This is a genomic window from Celerinatantimonas sediminis, assembly GCF_046054195.1.
Classification (GTDB): domain Bacteria; phylum Pseudomonadota; class Gammaproteobacteria; order Enterobacterales; family Celerinatantimonadaceae; genus Celerinatantimonas.
On record NZ_JBEQCS010000005.1, the window covers coordinates 1 to 15249 of the forward strand.

A 15249-nucleotide genomic window follows, 5' to 3' on the forward strand; every position below is an offset into this window, starting at 1 on the left:
AGTCGATGATTAAATCTTTTTGCAAATCATCTTCTGCGAGTGCCCACACAGATTGCTTGATTAATTGTTAAAGAACGGTTGCTTCTCAGCTCATTTGCCGTTGAAGCGGATGCGCATCTTACGCATCAGGGGAAAGCCTGTCAACGATTATTTTCGTTTTTTGCTTTCCGTTTCGAGCCAGCCAAACCGGCTTGAAACCTTGAACTGCAACCTCGTGTGAGGTGTGCCGCGTCAGTGGTGGTGCATTATAGGGATACGGCATTTTTACGCAAGTGCTTTTTGCAATTTTTCGCTATTTTCTAACTGTTTGTAGAGATTTCATCCAACAGTGTACACAAAGTGAGTTATTTGGTGACAAATCATGCAAATCTGGCACCTCTTATTCATTTATTGGGAGGTAAAAATCACAATTGCTCACGGATATGACATCAATCAAGAGATATTAGGATCGGCCAAGCGACAACTACCCATTATGGTAAAGTATAGCCACTCTCAGCAATGAATGAGGATAGTAATGGTTTTAAGGATATATAAAAATAAATCACCAACATTGGGAAAGCAGGTTTATGTTGACGATAGCGCGGTACTGATTGGCGACGTCCAGCTTGGAGATGACAGCAGTATTTGGCCTCAAGTGACCGCTCGAGGCGATGTAAATCACATTCAAATCGGCCAGCGTTCTAATATTCAAGATGGTAGCGTATTACACGTCGCCCGCCACAGTGATAAGAACCCTGCTGGATACCCGCTGTATATTGGCGATGATGTTACCGTTGGGCACAATGCCACGTTACATGGCTGCTGCATTGGCAATCGAGTGTTAGTCGGAATGAGCGCAGTTGTGCTTGATGGCGCTATCATTGAAGACAATGTCATGGTTGGAGCTGGCAGCCTTGTGCCTCCAGGCAAACGTCTACAATCAGGCTATTTATATTTAGGTAGCCCCGTGACTCGAGCGCGAGAACTCTCTGATAACGAAATGAAATTTTTAAAACAATCTGCTGAAAACTATCGAATTTTAAAAAACGAATATCTTGACGAAGAACAAGTCAGATAACCTATCGGCTATCTGACTTGGAAGTTAAAAATCTATAAATTATGTAACAGTGTTAGCAAACGTTGCCCTTCTTGTGACGTTTGCTCGTGTTCAGGCGCATTGAGTCTAGGTATCTCGGTTCTTGGCAAATCAGCTAACGCTTGCATCAATGCTGGCGTATTTTGTACTCGGGCTTGCTCTTTGGCATTCAAAAAGCTGACCGCCTGTTCAATACTGTGGGCATCTGCAATTTTAATCGCCGCCGTTGCATCAATCTCCTCAACATCTCCCGCGACTCTTGGCTCATAGCTATCCATCAATTGCATATGAATATTAAACCAGTCTTTATCACTGGCAATATCGGCCAGTGATGGCGTCTGAGCCAGTTGCTGCTCATAACGTTTCAGTGATTGTTCCATCTCTTGCCAGATAGAAGGTAACTGCGCTTCTTCAGGTATTTTTAAAATGCCCCAACGTTTGAGCACTCGACCTATCTTATTCGAGCCAGTCCAAGATGAGAGAGGGACAGCCAATACCATGCCGATAATTGCAGGCGATAACCAAGCCAGTACATCTAATGAAATCACATACGATGATACTGCCAGCACAATGCCACCAATCACGTGCCAACGATGGCGATACCAAAGAGCTTTCCAAGGGATACGACCATCATCTCGGCGCTGTGGATTCCAGCCACTATCTTGACCCAAAACGATTGAGGTCACAGCCCCTGAGTGAATCAACATCATAATCGGCGCGATAAGAGCCGAAACAATCATCTCAACAATAAAGCTAACAAAGATTTTAAAGAAACCACCGGCCTCACGACGGCATTTTTTATCCCAAAGAAATGAGATAAGACCAAGCACTTTCGGACCAAATAGAATTCCCATTGTCACAACAAACAACCGCAATGCTCGCTCCGGGTCCATCAACGGCCAAGTAGGAAACAATGAATACCCTTGCGGGAAATACTCGGGACGCACAAACTGATATTGCAGCGCTAACAAAAGGCCGGCAATAATGAGCATTAACCACAGCGGTGACGACAGATAAGACATGATGCCAGTCATAATGTGCATACGACTTACCCAATGGATGCGTTTGCCACCAATCACCCGCGTATGCTGCAAGTTGCCCTGACACCAACGCCTATCACGTACCGCTAAATCCACAATGGACGGCGGTGACTCTTCATAGGATTCATTGAGATCGTGCGCAATCTCAACGCTCCAACCACTACGACGCAGTAGCGCAGCCTCAACAAAATCATGGCTTAAGATATAGCCACCAAATGGTGGTTTACCCGGCAATTTAGGTAACCCAGCTGCCTGCATAAACGCTTTGGTGCGAATAATCGCGTTATGCCCCCAGAAGTTACCCTCTTTTTGGGTCCACCAAGACAAGCCTGAACCGACAATCGGTCCATACACGCGTCCGGCAAATTGCTGCAGACGAGCGACAATGGTTGTACCATTAATCAATCGTGGAATCGTTTGAAGTAATCCTAAATCAGGGTTCTTCTGCATGCGACGCGCCATTTCGACCATCACTCGGCCACTCATCAAGCTATCAGCGTCCAGCACTAAAAGATGATCATACAAGCTGCCCCAACGTACACAAAAGTCTTCTACATTACCTGATTTACGGGCGATATTTTTGCGGCGCCGACGATAATAAATTTTAACTTTATCGCCCATATTCTGACGCATCAAGGTTACAGCTTGCTCTTCTTTGCGCGCCATATTCGCATCAGTCGTATCACTGATAATGCACCAGTCGAAATGATTTTCGCCACCAGCTTCAACCACTTGCCGAGCCATCGCTTCAAGACCTGCGAATAGTCGCGCAGGGTCTTCATTATAGGTCGGCATTAAAACAGCGGTACGAGTCGTGAGTGGCTCGTCAGACCACTCAACCTCTTTATTGGAGCGGGCCAGAACTGAGAAAAACCCAGCAATAGAGCCTGTAAAAGCGACCGTGATCCAGCAGAAAGTCAGAGCGAATAATACGAGAACCACATATTCCAGTGGGGTTAAGCCACCAATTCCCAACACGGCTCGCATTTCATTAATAGCCAACGCAGAGATCACTAATGCGCCACCGAGCACTAAAATCCGTCGCCAAGGCGATGAACGAACCGCACTCGGGTTAATCGGCTGACGCACCTGATCTGCGCTAAAATGATGCAGATCCTGTGCTGGCATATCGGCTCGATGCTCGTTAGGCATTCCTGGCTCACATGAGTTAGGCGTTACTTGCATCATTACCTCGATTAATTGGCAGTCCAACGATCAAGCCAAGTTTCGGCTCTGCGATTATCAGAAAATGTCAGCTCAGCGCGCAGCTCAGAAGCCTGCGCATCATCAGCATCAAGGACAAATTGCACTCGATATCCAGGGTTATGCGGATTTTTCACAATCGTGACATTTGAAACTTTGCCAGCTGATGCCGACACATTAACCGTTGGCATCGTTGCATTGGCCACTGACTTACCATCAACAACAGAGTAATCAATCACAAAGACCCGTTTGGTTGCATCGGAACTTCCCGGAGCTTGACCACTATAGGTACCACTGACCACATATGTGGTCTGACTTGGTGGATGAGGCGACTGGCCCCAATGCAAGCGGTAAGAAAAGTCATATTCACCACCGGCTTTGAGTGGCTCTTGCGGCTGCCAATACGCCACAATGTTGTCGTGAATTTCGCTATCAGATGGGATCTCAATTAAAGTGACGCTCCCTTTGCCCCAGTTACCAATGGGTTCAACCCACAGGCTCGGACGATCTTGGAAGTTAGCCTGAAGATCTTGATAATCGGAAAATTTGCGATCGCGCTGCATCAACCCAAAGCCAATCGGCGCTTCATCAACAAAGCTGCTCATCTGCAATGTTTTTGGATTATTCAATGGCCGCCACAGACGCTCACCCTTGCCATTGACCATTAACAAACCATCAGAGTTATGAACTTCAGGGCGATAATCATCGATATTCTGGCGATCATTCGTTGAGAACATATACATGCTGTTCATCGGCGCTAAACCGACTTTGCTAATGTCTTTACGTGGGAAAAGCGATGCTTCAACATCAACCGCGGTGTCATCATTGGGTCGAATAGTGAAACGATAAGCCCCAGTGACACTTGGGCTGTCAAGCAAGGCATTCACAACAATGCTGTTGCTGCTCGAACTTGGTTTTTCAACCCAGAACGCGCGAAATACCGGGATCTCCTCGCCTTTTGGATCTGCTGTATCAATGGCTAAACCACGCGCTGAAGCGCCCCAATTTTCACCTTTGCCAATCGCTTTAAAATAGCTAGCGCCCTGAAACTGCATCACTTTATTATATGTTTCAGGCTGGTTAAGACGGTAATATAAACTGATGCCAGAAAAGCCAATATCCTGCTCTGGTAATGACAGCGCTTGGCCGGCGGTGTTGGTGAAATATTTAGGTGAAAATGCAATATGCTGCGATTTATCACCATCAACAGTTGCGATTTCAACAGGCATCTTAAAATAAGAGCCGCGCATCAGCAGTTGCATTTTAAATGGTAAATTATCTTTTCCCCAGATAGCCTGAGTGGGTTGGAAAAGAATATTTTGATAATCCGCCAATGACATATCGACGAGTTTTTGCGGCAGCGGTTCCTGCGGCGCTTGGTATGGCGATTTGGCCAGTTTTTTAGCCAGCTGCAAAACCTGATTGCGGTCATATGAACCGTTATTGGTATATTGAACATAAGGCTGTGGAGGTTGGTCGCCACTGGCCGTATCATCAGCATATGCATAACTGGCAGTCACTGAAACCAGTGAAAAGGCAACGGCAATTTGCTGCGTTTTCTGCCAAAAGTTACTCATCTGGTGATTCTGAGTTCTCTTCATGAAATCTACCTTTACTGGTACGTTATTTAGACTCAAATTAGGCAATCGTCTTATTATTTTGTCATTACCCTGTTATTTCAAAATATCTGTTGTGGTTATTTATTCACCGTGTTCTTTCCAAAATAGCCGTTAAAGCCGTTTTTTGGGAGTTTTTAGCTTTCAAATAGACAACAAGATACGAATATGGCGACTAATATAATTGAGCTTAGTTAAAAAAAACATCCATAAATATAGATATCGACTCACGCTTAGAGTAGTTATTAACCCATTTTATTGGCTTAAGTGCGCATATTTCGGCGTAATTCATTGATCACAGAGCGAACACCGGGTCGTAAACCTCGCCAAATAGCAAAGCTTTCCGCCGCCTGAGCCACTAACATTCCCACGCCATCAAGAACTTGACGAGCCCCAAGATTTTTAGCCCATTGATTAAAAGGCGTCAATCCGGGCATATACATCATGTCATAACAACAAATTTTGTGATGAATAAGATGCTCTGGCAAAGCTAATGCACTACCGCCCAAACTTGCCGAGGTGGCATTAATAATTAGATCGAATGGTTCATCAAGCGCTTCAATCAACGAAAAGCTCACGTTACCCAAACTGCTAAATTGTTCGCCAAGCGCTTTTGCTTTGGCAGGTGTGCGGTTACAAATCACAACTTTATTCGGATTGGCTTCAAGCAGCGGCCCTAACACACCACGCGATGCGCCACCGGCCCCAACCAACAAAATTTTCTGATTTTCAAGCGAACCAAACTCTAATTTTAAATCCGCTAACAAACCTGCCCCATCGGTATTATCCCCAAGAATAATGCCATCATCGGTCACTTTAAGGGTATTAACGGCCTGAGCAAGTTTCGCCCGTTCGGTCAGTTGCTGGGCATAATTGTAGGCTTCTTGCTTAAACGGCACGGTGACATTACAACCACGTAGTCCATTAGCAAATAAGACATTAACCCCTTCAACAAAACGGTCTTCAGGAAGCTCTAGCGCCTCATAAGTCATCTGCTGAAAAGTTTGACGAGCAAAGAGTGTGTGAATAAAAGGAGATTTGGAATGGCTAACCGGATGACCGATCACTGCATAACGATCCACAATACGCCTCGGGCAGAAAATAAGTAAATGATTATTCCACCTTAGCGACTTTTCGGGGTAATTTCGAGGATCAATTATAATACAGTGGCTGATGCCACTGTATTTATCATATTAATCTTCCAGAGCTATATCGTCATCATCATTGCTTACATCATCATCAGAGCCGGCAATTACTTTCGGCGATCCGACAAGTGCGTGAAAACGACGACGCCCGGTACGCTGTTTAAATTTAAGCCAAGCTTTTTCTTCGAGCGACTCTGGGTTTTGTTCACCACGGCAGACAGCGACAAAATGCTGCTCAACCACATCATTTGGCTGGCGAAGTTGTTCATCCAGCTCTTTAAATGCATGGCCAAAGCTTTCTAGCACTTGTGCTTCTTTGATAGTAAAAACTCCAGAGCGTGAGAACCCTCTTGGAAAATGCTTGTCGTCATAAAAACGACGATTCGTTGCAAAAGATCCACTCATAACTGGCTTCATCTCTTCTAAAACGATGCATTGCATCACGACCAACTTTCAAAGTGAGTAAATAATCTAAACTGAGCCAACATGCAAGAAAAAAATGATGAATTTTTTGTCTTAATCAAACGATGGTTATAATTCAGCTAACCAATTGCGAGATTTGAGATATTCGCCAAGCCGAGACTCGTCAGAGTCAGCCTGTGGCTGATAGCCATATTGCCAACGCACCAACGGCGGCATCGACATCAAAATAGACTCCGTTCGACCACCGCTTTGCAGGCCAAATAAAGTGCCGCGATCGTACACTAAATTAAATTCCACATAACGGCCCCGCCGATACAGTTGAAATGCTCTTTGTTGCTCGTCATAGGGGTGATTCATTCGTTTGTGAACGATGGGCAGATAGCCATCGAGAAATCCGTGCCCAACCGCTTTTAGATAGGCAAAACAACTTGCAAAATCAGGGCTATTCAGGTCATCAAAAAATAATCCACCGACACCTCGGGCCTCTTGACGATGCGGCAGATAAAAATATTGGTCGCACCATTTTTTATGCTCTTGATAGCGATTTTCACCAAATGGCGCACACAAGTCATGAGCCACCTGATGCCAATGGCGAACATCTTCATCAACGGGATAAAACGGCGTTAAATCAAACCCGCCACCAAACCACCAAATAGGTTCTTGGCCCGGTTTATCGGCCACAAAAAAACGCACATTAGCATGGCTGGTTGGCACAAACGGATTGCGCGGATGCGCAACCACTGAAACGCCCATGGCTTCAAATTGGCATCCGGTTAGCTCAGGACGATTGGCTGTCGCTGAAGGTGGCAGCGTATCACCTTGCACATGAGAGAGATTAACGCCCACTTGTTCAAACACGCAATTGTTTAAAACCCGGCTCTGTCCGCCGCCTTTTAAACCACGTTCACCAGGTTCTTTGCGCCAGCTATCGATGGTAAAGGCTTTATCATCAAATGCCGAAAATGCCGCGCAGATATCATCTTGAAGCGTGTTTAAATAAGCAAACACTTGCTCTGGATTCACCGTGGCCATTTAAAACCTCTTTTTATCCTTCGCGAAAAACTCGGCCACTACGGCCATCAATAATTTTACTCGGTTTTTGTCGGCCACTGGTCTGACCTTGCAAAATTGTTTCAAGCCGCTCGCCCAGTTGCGCCACAACGTCTTCATAGCAAAGCGCCGCTGGCTGACCCGATAAATTAGCACTGGTTGAAATAATGGGTTTACCCAGCGCCTGACAAAGCGCAATAACCTGAGGGTGATCCGTCACTCGCACCGCGACGGTATCAAATTGACCACTGACCCAATCGCTGGTTTTCTCAGAAGTTGGCAACACCCAAGTCACAGCTCCTGGCCAACTGGCAAAAATCTGTTGGCGGCGCTGCTCACTCAACGTGTGCAAATCAACGTAAGGCGAAAGCTGTTCAAAACTGCCAGCAATCAGGATTAAACCCTTTTCTTTGGCTCGCTGTTTAATTGCCAGTAACTGTTGAATTGCCTGAGGATTATCCGGATCGCAACCTAAACCAAAAACACCCTCCGTCGGATAGGCAATAACCTCTCCACGTTGCAGCGCGCTCACCGCCTGATCAAGATTACTCAACGTTATTCCTCCACTTTTTGATGATAATTCACAATTAACGCAGCCCATGAAGAGGCTCTTTAAGCGATAAAATCACAAATAATTAACATTTCTAACTGCCGCTACCATACGCGATTTCTCTTTGCCACGACAGTATTTACACGCATAGAACATGCGTCTTTTCACACCGCGGGTTATTTTGCACTCGATAGCAAATGTGAACAAGCCTGCATAGGTGGACATTTGTGTATATAATGCCAGTCGTTTCGATATAAGCAGCAACTCACAGGAGTCGGAAATGAAAGTCGGAATTATTATGGGCTCTAAGTCCGACTGGCCAACTATGTCGCATGCCGCCGCCATGTTGGACCAGTTTAATATTGAATATGAAACTAAAGTGGTCTCGGCTCATCGCACCCCCCAATTGTTAGCCGACTACGCCCAAAGCGCCAGTGAACGTGGTATTAAAGTAATTATTGCCGGAGCTGGCGGAGCTGCACATTTACCAGGCATGTGTGCAGCTTTTACCTCGTTACCTGTTTTAGGTGTTCCGGTAAAATCGCGAGCGCTGAAAGGGGTGGATTCGCTGTTGTCGATTGTCCAGATGCCCAAAGGCGTTGCCGTTGGTACATTGGCTATCGGTGAGTCAGGCGCTGCGAATGCTGGGCTTTTAGCCGCACAGATTTTAGCAACTAGCGATACGGAACTCACCAAAAAAATTGATGCGTTCCGTCAACAGCAGACTCAGCAAGTTTTATCTCATCCGGATCCAAGCGAGGAATAATCATGAAGATTTTAGTGTTAGGGGCAGGCCAGCTGGCGCGGATGATGGCGCTTGATGGATTACCACTTAACCTTGAGCTCAGAGCATTTGATGTGGGCCCTGGCAAAGTTGTTCACCCGCTTTCAGGCGATAGTTATGAGCAGTCTCTGGCACAGGCAATTGACTGGGCCGATGTAATCACGAGCGAGTTTGAACACATCCCTTACGATGTTCTTGATACCTGCGAGCAAAGCGGCAAAATGTACCCTGATGCCAAAGCGATTAAAGCAGGCGGGGACCGGCGCAAAGAAAAACAACTGCTCGAGCAAGCCAACGTTGCCAATGCACCGCATGTGATTATCACCGATAAAGCAAGTTTTGAAAAAGCGCTCAGTGAACTTGCTACACCCATGGTCTTAAAAAGCGCGCTGGCAGGCTATGACGGCAAAGGTCAATGGCGCTTAAAAGCCAACGACGATGCCAATGCGCTCTACAATGAGCTGGAAGCATTTTTAAATGCCAATCCCAGCCAAGCGATTGTTGGCGAAAAAATGATCCCCTTTGATCGCGAAGTATCACTAATTGGTGCTCGCGCTCACGATGGCTCAGTCAAAGTCTATCCGTTGGCTGTCAACCACCACTATCAGGGTGTTCTTAACTTATCGATTGTTGATGGCAAACAAAGCGATGCTCTGCAGCAACAAGCGCAGCAGATGTTTGAAGCGATTGCAAACACTCTCAATTATGTCGGTGTGCTCGCCATTGAGTTTTTTGTTGTCGGTGAAAAACTGTTGGTCAACGAAATTGCTCCGCGCGTGCATAATTCAGGGCACTGGAGTCAGCAAGGCGCATTTGTCAGCCAGTTTGATAACCATCTGCGGGCAGTTGCTAATTTGCCGCTTGGTGATACCGAGCTTAGAACGCCAACTGCCATGATCAACATCTTAGGTCAGGACGAGGTAGCTCCAGCTATCTACTCAGCGCCCGGCACTCGGGTTCATTGGTATGGCAAAGACAAACGTCCAGGTCGCAAAATGGGCCACATTAATGTCAGCGCCGACGATGCAACGCAGTTAATCGCCCGCATCAAGGATATCGCTAAACTGTTACCTTCGGATCAATTCCCGGGTTTACATGAATATCTAGAGAATCATTAAGAGCTCTTGCCGGAGTCATCTTCAGGCTCCGGCTGTATTTTCCCGCATTTTTTGCTGGCGCAATATAACCGCTCATGGCCACCTTTTGAGCGTTTGACCAAAAGCTCAAAACCACAGAACTGACACATTCCTACAACCGGCTGATAATTTACGGCAAACTTACACTTAGGATAGCAATTACACGCGTAAAACGTTTTGCCATAGCGCGATTGACGTCGGACGATTTTCCCCTCATGGCAGCTAGGACAAGGAATATCTTCTTCGGCCTGTTGCGCATTCAGCGGCTCGATATGGTTACATTCAGGAAAACCACTGCAACCGACAAATAAGCCATAACGGCCACTGCGCAGCACCAGTTCTCGACCACATTCAGGACACACTGTCCCTGGCAGCGGCTTTTCGATTTTCGCGCTGTCATCATGCAAAGGACGGGAATAGCTACATTCAGGATAACGGCTACAACCTATAAAGGAGCCGTTTTTACGATGGTGATACACAAGTGGCGCGCCACACTCTGGACAAGGGTCATCAGGCCCTTCCAGCGCATGTTTGTGCGCAGAAAACAATTTGGGGTCTATCTTAGCCATAAATCTCTTAACAAAAACCTGTCAATGATGATGGGTGAGGCCCATCATAACAGATTACTGTTAATGCAAGATGCCATCACCCACTTCGAAAAGAAGCTCTTCCATTTGCTGGTAAGCTGATTCACTTCCGGGAACATTAAACAGCACCATCAGAATGATCCACTTAAGATCTTCAAGTTCAATCTCAGGGCTATCCAGTTCCATAACACGGTCAATGACCATCTCACGAGTTTCGGCTGTCAACACTTTAATCTGTTCTAAGAACATTAAAAAGCCGCGACATTCCACATCTAACTTCGCCATTTCTGGGGCAGTAAAGATACGAATTGCGGGTGTTGCAGACGGATTCAGATAAGGATGGGTATCACTTTCCTGAAGTGCAGCAAGCTGCTCCAGCCAATCCAAGGCTTTATAGATCTCCTCTTTTCGAAAACCTGCACGAGTAAGCTCATCGGTAAGCTCATCATGATCCATTAACAATTCAACATCGCTATGGATGTATGTTTCGAAAAGATACATGAGGATATCAAACATCACGGGTTCCTCCTCAATCGGACATAACCGCCGGGTACAACGCCAATAAAACCAGACATTTCCAGTTCAATCAGTTTTCCGACGACTTGTTCTACGGGCAGTAAGCTGCGTTCGACAATTTCATCAATCGATGTCGTCTCATAACCTACGTTATCCAACAATCCACCCGTTGGCAATTGTTGTTGGCAACTATTATCTGATGGTAACGCCTTTTTGTCCAAAATATCTGGCGCAATCGGAATTACCTCTTCTAAAATATCGGCTGCTGACGTGATGAGTTTAGCCCCATGCTGAATTAATCGATGTGGCCCCTCGGTTAAAGGGTTGTCTATATTTCCGGGAATAGCAAATATTTCGCGATTTTGTTCAAGGGCATAATGAGCGGTGATGAGCGAGCCGCTTTTGAGCGCCGCTTCAGAGACCATAACCCCAATGCTTAACGCGCTAATCACGCGATTGCGACGCGGGAAGTGTTGTGCATTCGCCGCGGTTCCGGGGAAAAATTCACTCACCAACGCCCCTTGGCAGCTAATTTGCTGGGCGAGCTGGCGATGCCGAGCCGGATAAATGCGATCGCATCCCGTGCCCATCACCGCAATGGTTTGCCCTTTTTCAAGCGCGCCTTGATGAGCTGCGCCATCGATTCCCAAAGCCAAGCCGCTGGTAATCACAATGCCACATTCAGCAAGCTGAGCCGCAATATGGCTCACTTGCCGCTTGGCAACGATTCCCGCCTGACGGCTACCTACAATGGCTATTTGCCTCTTTGCTAGAGCGCTCACCGAGCCCACCACAAACAACACCGGTGGCGGCGCGACAATTTGCTTTAAGCGCTCAGGGTAAGCGGCATCAGCCAGTGTCACAATATGATGGTTAGTTGAAGCTTGTCGCCAGAGGCGTGCTTTATCAAGCTGCGCGCATCCAGATAAATACGCTTGAATTTGCGAAGAATTGAAACCATATTCACTAAGAGTTGTGCGATTAAGCTTGTCTAGTTCATCGCCGCTTAGATGCAAGAGTAGCTTTGCCAGCTTTTTCGGACCGATGCCAGGCACGGCATAAAGGCGCAAAATAACATCAGAAATATTTGAATCACTCATATTTATCTTTAATTGATTATTTTATCAATTATTGTACACAACCCTGCACCAATGGCGAAACATCGCTGTGACCAATGAGACAGATTGGCAAAAGCAATGCGCCAATCACTGGGTAAAGCTGTTTTTTACCGACAGATATGACTAAAATAGCCGGATATATAAGCACGTAACATGAACAAAGAAGAAGGTGACCTGTTCCAATGGCAGTTCTGAATGTATTACGATTTCCCGATGAGCGGCTACGCACCATTGCCAAGCCGGTCGCTGAGGTAACCCCAAAAATTCAACAAATCGTTGATGACATGTTTGACACGATGTATGCCGAAGACGGTGTAGGTCTGGCTGCAACTCAGGTTGATATTCATCAGCGAATTATTGTGATGGATTGTTCCGAAACTCGGGACGAGCGTATCGTTTTGATTAATCCAGAGATCATTGAGCGCTCAGCGAGTTGTGCTATGAACGAAGAAGGCTGCCTGAGTGTTCCTGAATATCGCGCTGAAGTTGAGCGCTCAACTGAAGTTACAGTCAAAGCACTCGATCGCGACGGCAATTCATTTCAGCTGGACGCCACCGGCCTGCTTGCTATCTGTATTCAGCATGAAATGGATCATCTCAAAGGGAAGCTGTTCATCGATTATCTTTCGCCGCTGAAACGTCAACGAGTGAAACAGAAAATGGAAAAACTAGCTAAACGCGAAGCTCGCACACGAGCTTAAATGATATTTGCAGGAGTTTAGTTTGAAGCCATTACGTATTGTTTTTGCCGGAACCCCAGATTTTGCGGCACGTCACCTTAGTGCTTTAATTGACAGCCCTTTTGAGGTTGTCGCTGTATATACCCAACCGGATCGCCCAGCTGGACGCGGAAAAAAATTAACCGCCAGCGCCGTTAAGCAACTCGCCCAAGAGCATCAATTAACGGTATATCAACCACAGTCACTGCGCAGCGAAGATGCCCAGCAGCAGCTTCGCGAGTTAAATGCAGACCTAATGGTTGTCGTTGCTTATGGCGTTATTCTGCCCAAAGCAGTTCTTGAGACGCCTAAATATGGCTGTATTAATGTGCATGGCTCACTTTTGCCGCGCTGGCGCGGAGCCGCCCCGATTCAACGCGCAATTTGGGCAGGAGATGCGAAAACGGGTGTCACCATCATGCAGATGGATGAAGGCCTTGATACTGGTGACATGCTCCACCAAGCCAGTTTAGAGATTGAACCTTCAGATACTAGCGCATCCCTTTATGAAAAATTAGCGCAAATCGGCCCACAAGCACTGTTAGAAGCCCTTGATAAATTGGCCGCGGGAAGTCTTATCGCAGAGCCTCAGGATGAAGCTCAAACCTGCTATGCCAAAAAGTTATCTAAAGCTGAAGCACAAATTAATTGGCAAGATAGTGCCGCTCATATTGAACGTTGCACCCGGGCATTTAACCCTTGGCCAATGAGCTATTTTCATCACCACGATGTCGATATCAAAGTGCACAAAGCAAGCGTCGTTGCATTAGACGAAGCTGCAGCACCTGGTACGATTGTCAGTGCCGATAAACATGGCATTGTCGTTGCCACCCAAGAGCAAGCGCTCAAATTAGAAGTCCTGCAACTGCCGGGGAAAAAAGCACTCGGCGTCGTTGATCTATTAAATGCTCGCAAAGACTGGTTTACAGTTGGTAGCCAGTTGGAATTATTATCATGAAGCCACTTTGTGCGCGTTCTTTAGCAGCCACGATTAGCTACCAAGTTATCGAAAAAAACCAATCGCTCAGCGCTCAGCTTGATCAACAATTGGAGCGCTGCGCCGCCAAAGACAGACCACTGGTTCAAGAACTTTGTTATGGCGTGATCCGCTTATTACCACGGTTAGATTTTTGGACTCGGCAGTTGATGGATAAGCCACTCAAAGGCAAATATCGCTGCGGACATTTTCTGATTTTGGTCGGTCTTTATCAGCTCTTTTACACGCGCATTCCACCTCATGCGGCGGTCAGCGAAACCGTTCAGGCCAGTCGCGAACTCAAACTGAACAGTTTTAGCAAAGTTATTAATGGCGTATTACGCTCAGCGCTGCGCAAACGAGATGAGCTAATGGATGCCATCATCAATCAGCCAAGCTTGCAGTTTTGCCATCCTAAATGGCTAAGCGAAGCCATTGAAAATGCCTACCCAGATAGCTGGCAAGCCGTTTTATCTGCAAACAACGAACGTGCGCCGATGTGGCTGCGAGTCAATCAGCGCCACCAGAATACGACCGATTATTTAGCTCGTCTGAACCAAGAGCAACTGAACGCTTATCCCAGTCCATTAAGCGTCGATGCGTTGCGCCTTGAACATCCTGTAAGCGTGCATAAACTCCCTGGCTTTGAGCAAGGGGATGTGTCCGTACAAGATGGCGCTGCGCAAATGGCGGCCCGTCTACTCGACCCACAACCGGGCGAAAAGATTTTAGATGCGTGTGCAGCCCCCGGCGGTAAAACCGGCCATCTGTTAGAGCTTGCAGACAATCTTGACGTATTGGCGATTGATGTTGATGAACTTAGATTAAGCCGTGTACAAGAAAATCTCACTCGGCTTAAATTAAAAGCCCGTCTGCAAGTGGCTGATGCATCTCAGCCACAGAGTTTCTCCGATGGCCCTTACGATCGCATTTTATTAGATGCCCCCTGCTCTGCAACGGGCGTAATTCGACGTCATCCAGATATCAAATGGCTGCGTCGTAAAGATGATATTGATGCTCTAGCCACATTACAGCGCTCGATTCTTGATGCGCTTTGGCAAGAGCTGAAACCGGGCGGGACACTGTTATACGCAACCTGTTCCATTTTACCGGATGAGAACCGAGCACAAATTGCGAACTTTTTAGCTCAGCAAGAAGATGCACAGCTTATCGCAATTAATGAGATGGACACTAAAGAGCAACCGGGCTGGCAAATCCTGCCAGGCGAGCAACACATGGATGGATTCTATTATGCGCGGTTGCATAAACGGTGCTGAGCTTGCCAATCAAGCAGCAGCAGTTCAAACTATG

15 protein-coding genes are annotated in these 15249 nt (G+C 46.7%); 6 read left to right on the forward strand and 9 right to left on the reverse strand.

Translation table 11 applies throughout. The features are described 5' to 3' along the window. Window positions 1-514 precede the first annotated feature (514 nt). Complete coding sequence (locus ABTQ23_RS07405) at window positions 515-1057, forward strand: gamma carbonic anhydrase family protein (RefSeq protein ID WP_408615048.1); 543 nt, start codon at window positions 515-517, stop codon at window positions 1055-1057. Window positions 1058-1089: 32 nt separating this feature from the next. On the opposite strand, the gene mdoH is transcribed toward ABTQ23_RS07405, so the two are convergent. The 6 genes from mdoH to tsaC form a co-directional block, all read right to left on the reverse strand. After that, window positions 1090-3303 carry a glucans biosynthesis glucosyltransferase MdoH gene (gene mdoH / locus ABTQ23_RS07410; protein WP_408615049.1) on the reverse strand — a complete coding sequence of 738 codons (2214 nt, stop codon included), beginning with the start codon at window positions 3301-3303 and terminating at the stop codon, window positions 1090-1092. A gap of 8 nt (window positions 3304-3311) precedes the next feature. Continuing rightward, window positions 3312-4919, reverse strand: a complete 1608-nt coding sequence (locus ABTQ23_RS07415; RefSeq protein WP_408615050.1) for an OpgD/OpgG family glucan biosynthesis protein — start codon at window positions 4917-4919, stop codon at window positions 3312-3314. A 278-nt stretch (window positions 4920-5197) separates the two neighbouring features. After that, window positions 5198-6016, reverse strand: a complete 819-nt coding sequence (aroE, locus tag ABTQ23_RS07420) for a shikimate dehydrogenase (RefSeq protein ID WP_408615051.1) — start codon at window positions 6014-6016, stop codon at window positions 5198-5200. A 111-nt stretch (window positions 6017-6127) separates the two neighbouring features. Further along, entirely contained in the window at window positions 6128-6484 is a 357-nt protein-coding gene (locus ABTQ23_RS07425) for a MaoP family protein (protein WP_408615052.1), read from the reverse strand. Between the two features lie 126 nt (window positions 6485-6610). After that, window positions 6611-7534 carry an oxygen-dependent coproporphyrinogen oxidase gene (gene hemF / locus ABTQ23_RS07430; protein ID WP_408615053.1) on the reverse strand — a complete coding sequence of 308 codons (924 nt, stop codon included), beginning with the start codon at window positions 7532-7534 and terminating at the stop codon, window positions 6611-6613. Window positions 7535-7547: 13 nt separating this feature from the next. Beyond that, window positions 7548-8105, reverse strand: a complete 558-nt coding sequence (tsaC, locus tag ABTQ23_RS07435) for an L-threonylcarbamoyladenylate synthase type 1 TsaC (protein WP_408615054.1) — start codon at window positions 8103-8105, stop codon at window positions 7548-7550. 277 nt (window positions 8106-8382) lie between these two features. Between tsaC and purE the strand changes: the two genes are divergently transcribed. Further along, window positions 8383-8868, forward strand: coding sequence for a 5-(carboxyamino)imidazole ribonucleotide mutase (gene purE, locus ABTQ23_RS07440; protein WP_408615055.1), 486 nt, complete (start codon window positions 8383-8385; stop codon window positions 8866-8868). A gap of 2 nt (window positions 8869-8870) precedes the next feature. Further along, entirely contained in the window at window positions 8871-10004 is a 1134-nt protein-coding gene (locus tag ABTQ23_RS07445; RefSeq protein ID WP_408615056.1) for a 5-(carboxyamino)imidazole ribonucleotide synthase, read from the forward strand. Here ABTQ23_RS07445 and ABTQ23_RS07450 read toward each other — a convergent pair. Genes ABTQ23_RS07450 through dprA form a run of 3 tightly spaced genes read right to left on the reverse strand, consistent with a single transcriptional unit; the run spans window position 10001 to window position 12225 of the window. Next, on the reverse strand, window positions 10001-10591 hold the full coding sequence (locus ABTQ23_RS07450) for a DNA topoisomerase family protein (protein ID WP_408615057.1): 591 nt from the start codon (window positions 10589-10591) through the stop codon (window positions 10001-10003). The two genes, ABTQ23_RS07445 and ABTQ23_RS07450, sit on opposite strands and share 4 nt — an antisense overlap. Before the next feature lie 60 nt (window positions 10592-10651). Continuing rightward, window positions 10652-11125: a DUF494 family protein gene (locus ABTQ23_RS07455; RefSeq protein WP_408615058.1), complete on the reverse strand. Its 474-nt coding sequence runs from the start codon at window positions 11123-11125 to the stop codon at window positions 10652-10654. Further along, window positions 11125-12225, reverse strand: a complete 1101-nt coding sequence (dprA, locus tag ABTQ23_RS07460; protein ID WP_408615059.1) for a DNA-processing protein DprA — start codon at window positions 12223-12225, stop codon at window positions 11125-11127. The genes ABTQ23_RS07455 and dprA overlap by 1 nt, the downstream gene beginning before the upstream one ends. A gap of 200 nt (window positions 12226-12425) precedes the next feature. Between dprA and def the strand changes: the two genes are divergently transcribed. From def to rsmB, 3 genes are read left to right on the forward strand one after another with little or no spacing between them, the layout of a single operon-like run. After that, on the forward strand, window positions 12426-12944 hold the full coding sequence (gene def / locus ABTQ23_RS07465) for a peptide deformylase (RefSeq protein WP_408615060.1): 519 nt from the start codon (window positions 12426-12428) through the stop codon (window positions 12942-12944). 22 nt (window positions 12945-12966) lie between these two features. Next, entirely contained in the window at window positions 12967-13920 is a 954-nt protein-coding gene (gene fmt / locus ABTQ23_RS07470; protein ID WP_408615061.1) for a methionyl-tRNA formyltransferase, read from the forward strand. Next, entirely contained in the window at window positions 13917-15215 is a 1299-nt protein-coding gene (gene rsmB / locus ABTQ23_RS07475) for a 16S rRNA (cytosine(967)-C(5))-methyltransferase RsmB (RefSeq protein ID WP_408615062.1), read from the forward strand. Before fmt ends, rsmB begins: the two co-directional genes overlap by 4 nt. Window positions 15216-15249 lie beyond the last annotated feature (34 nt).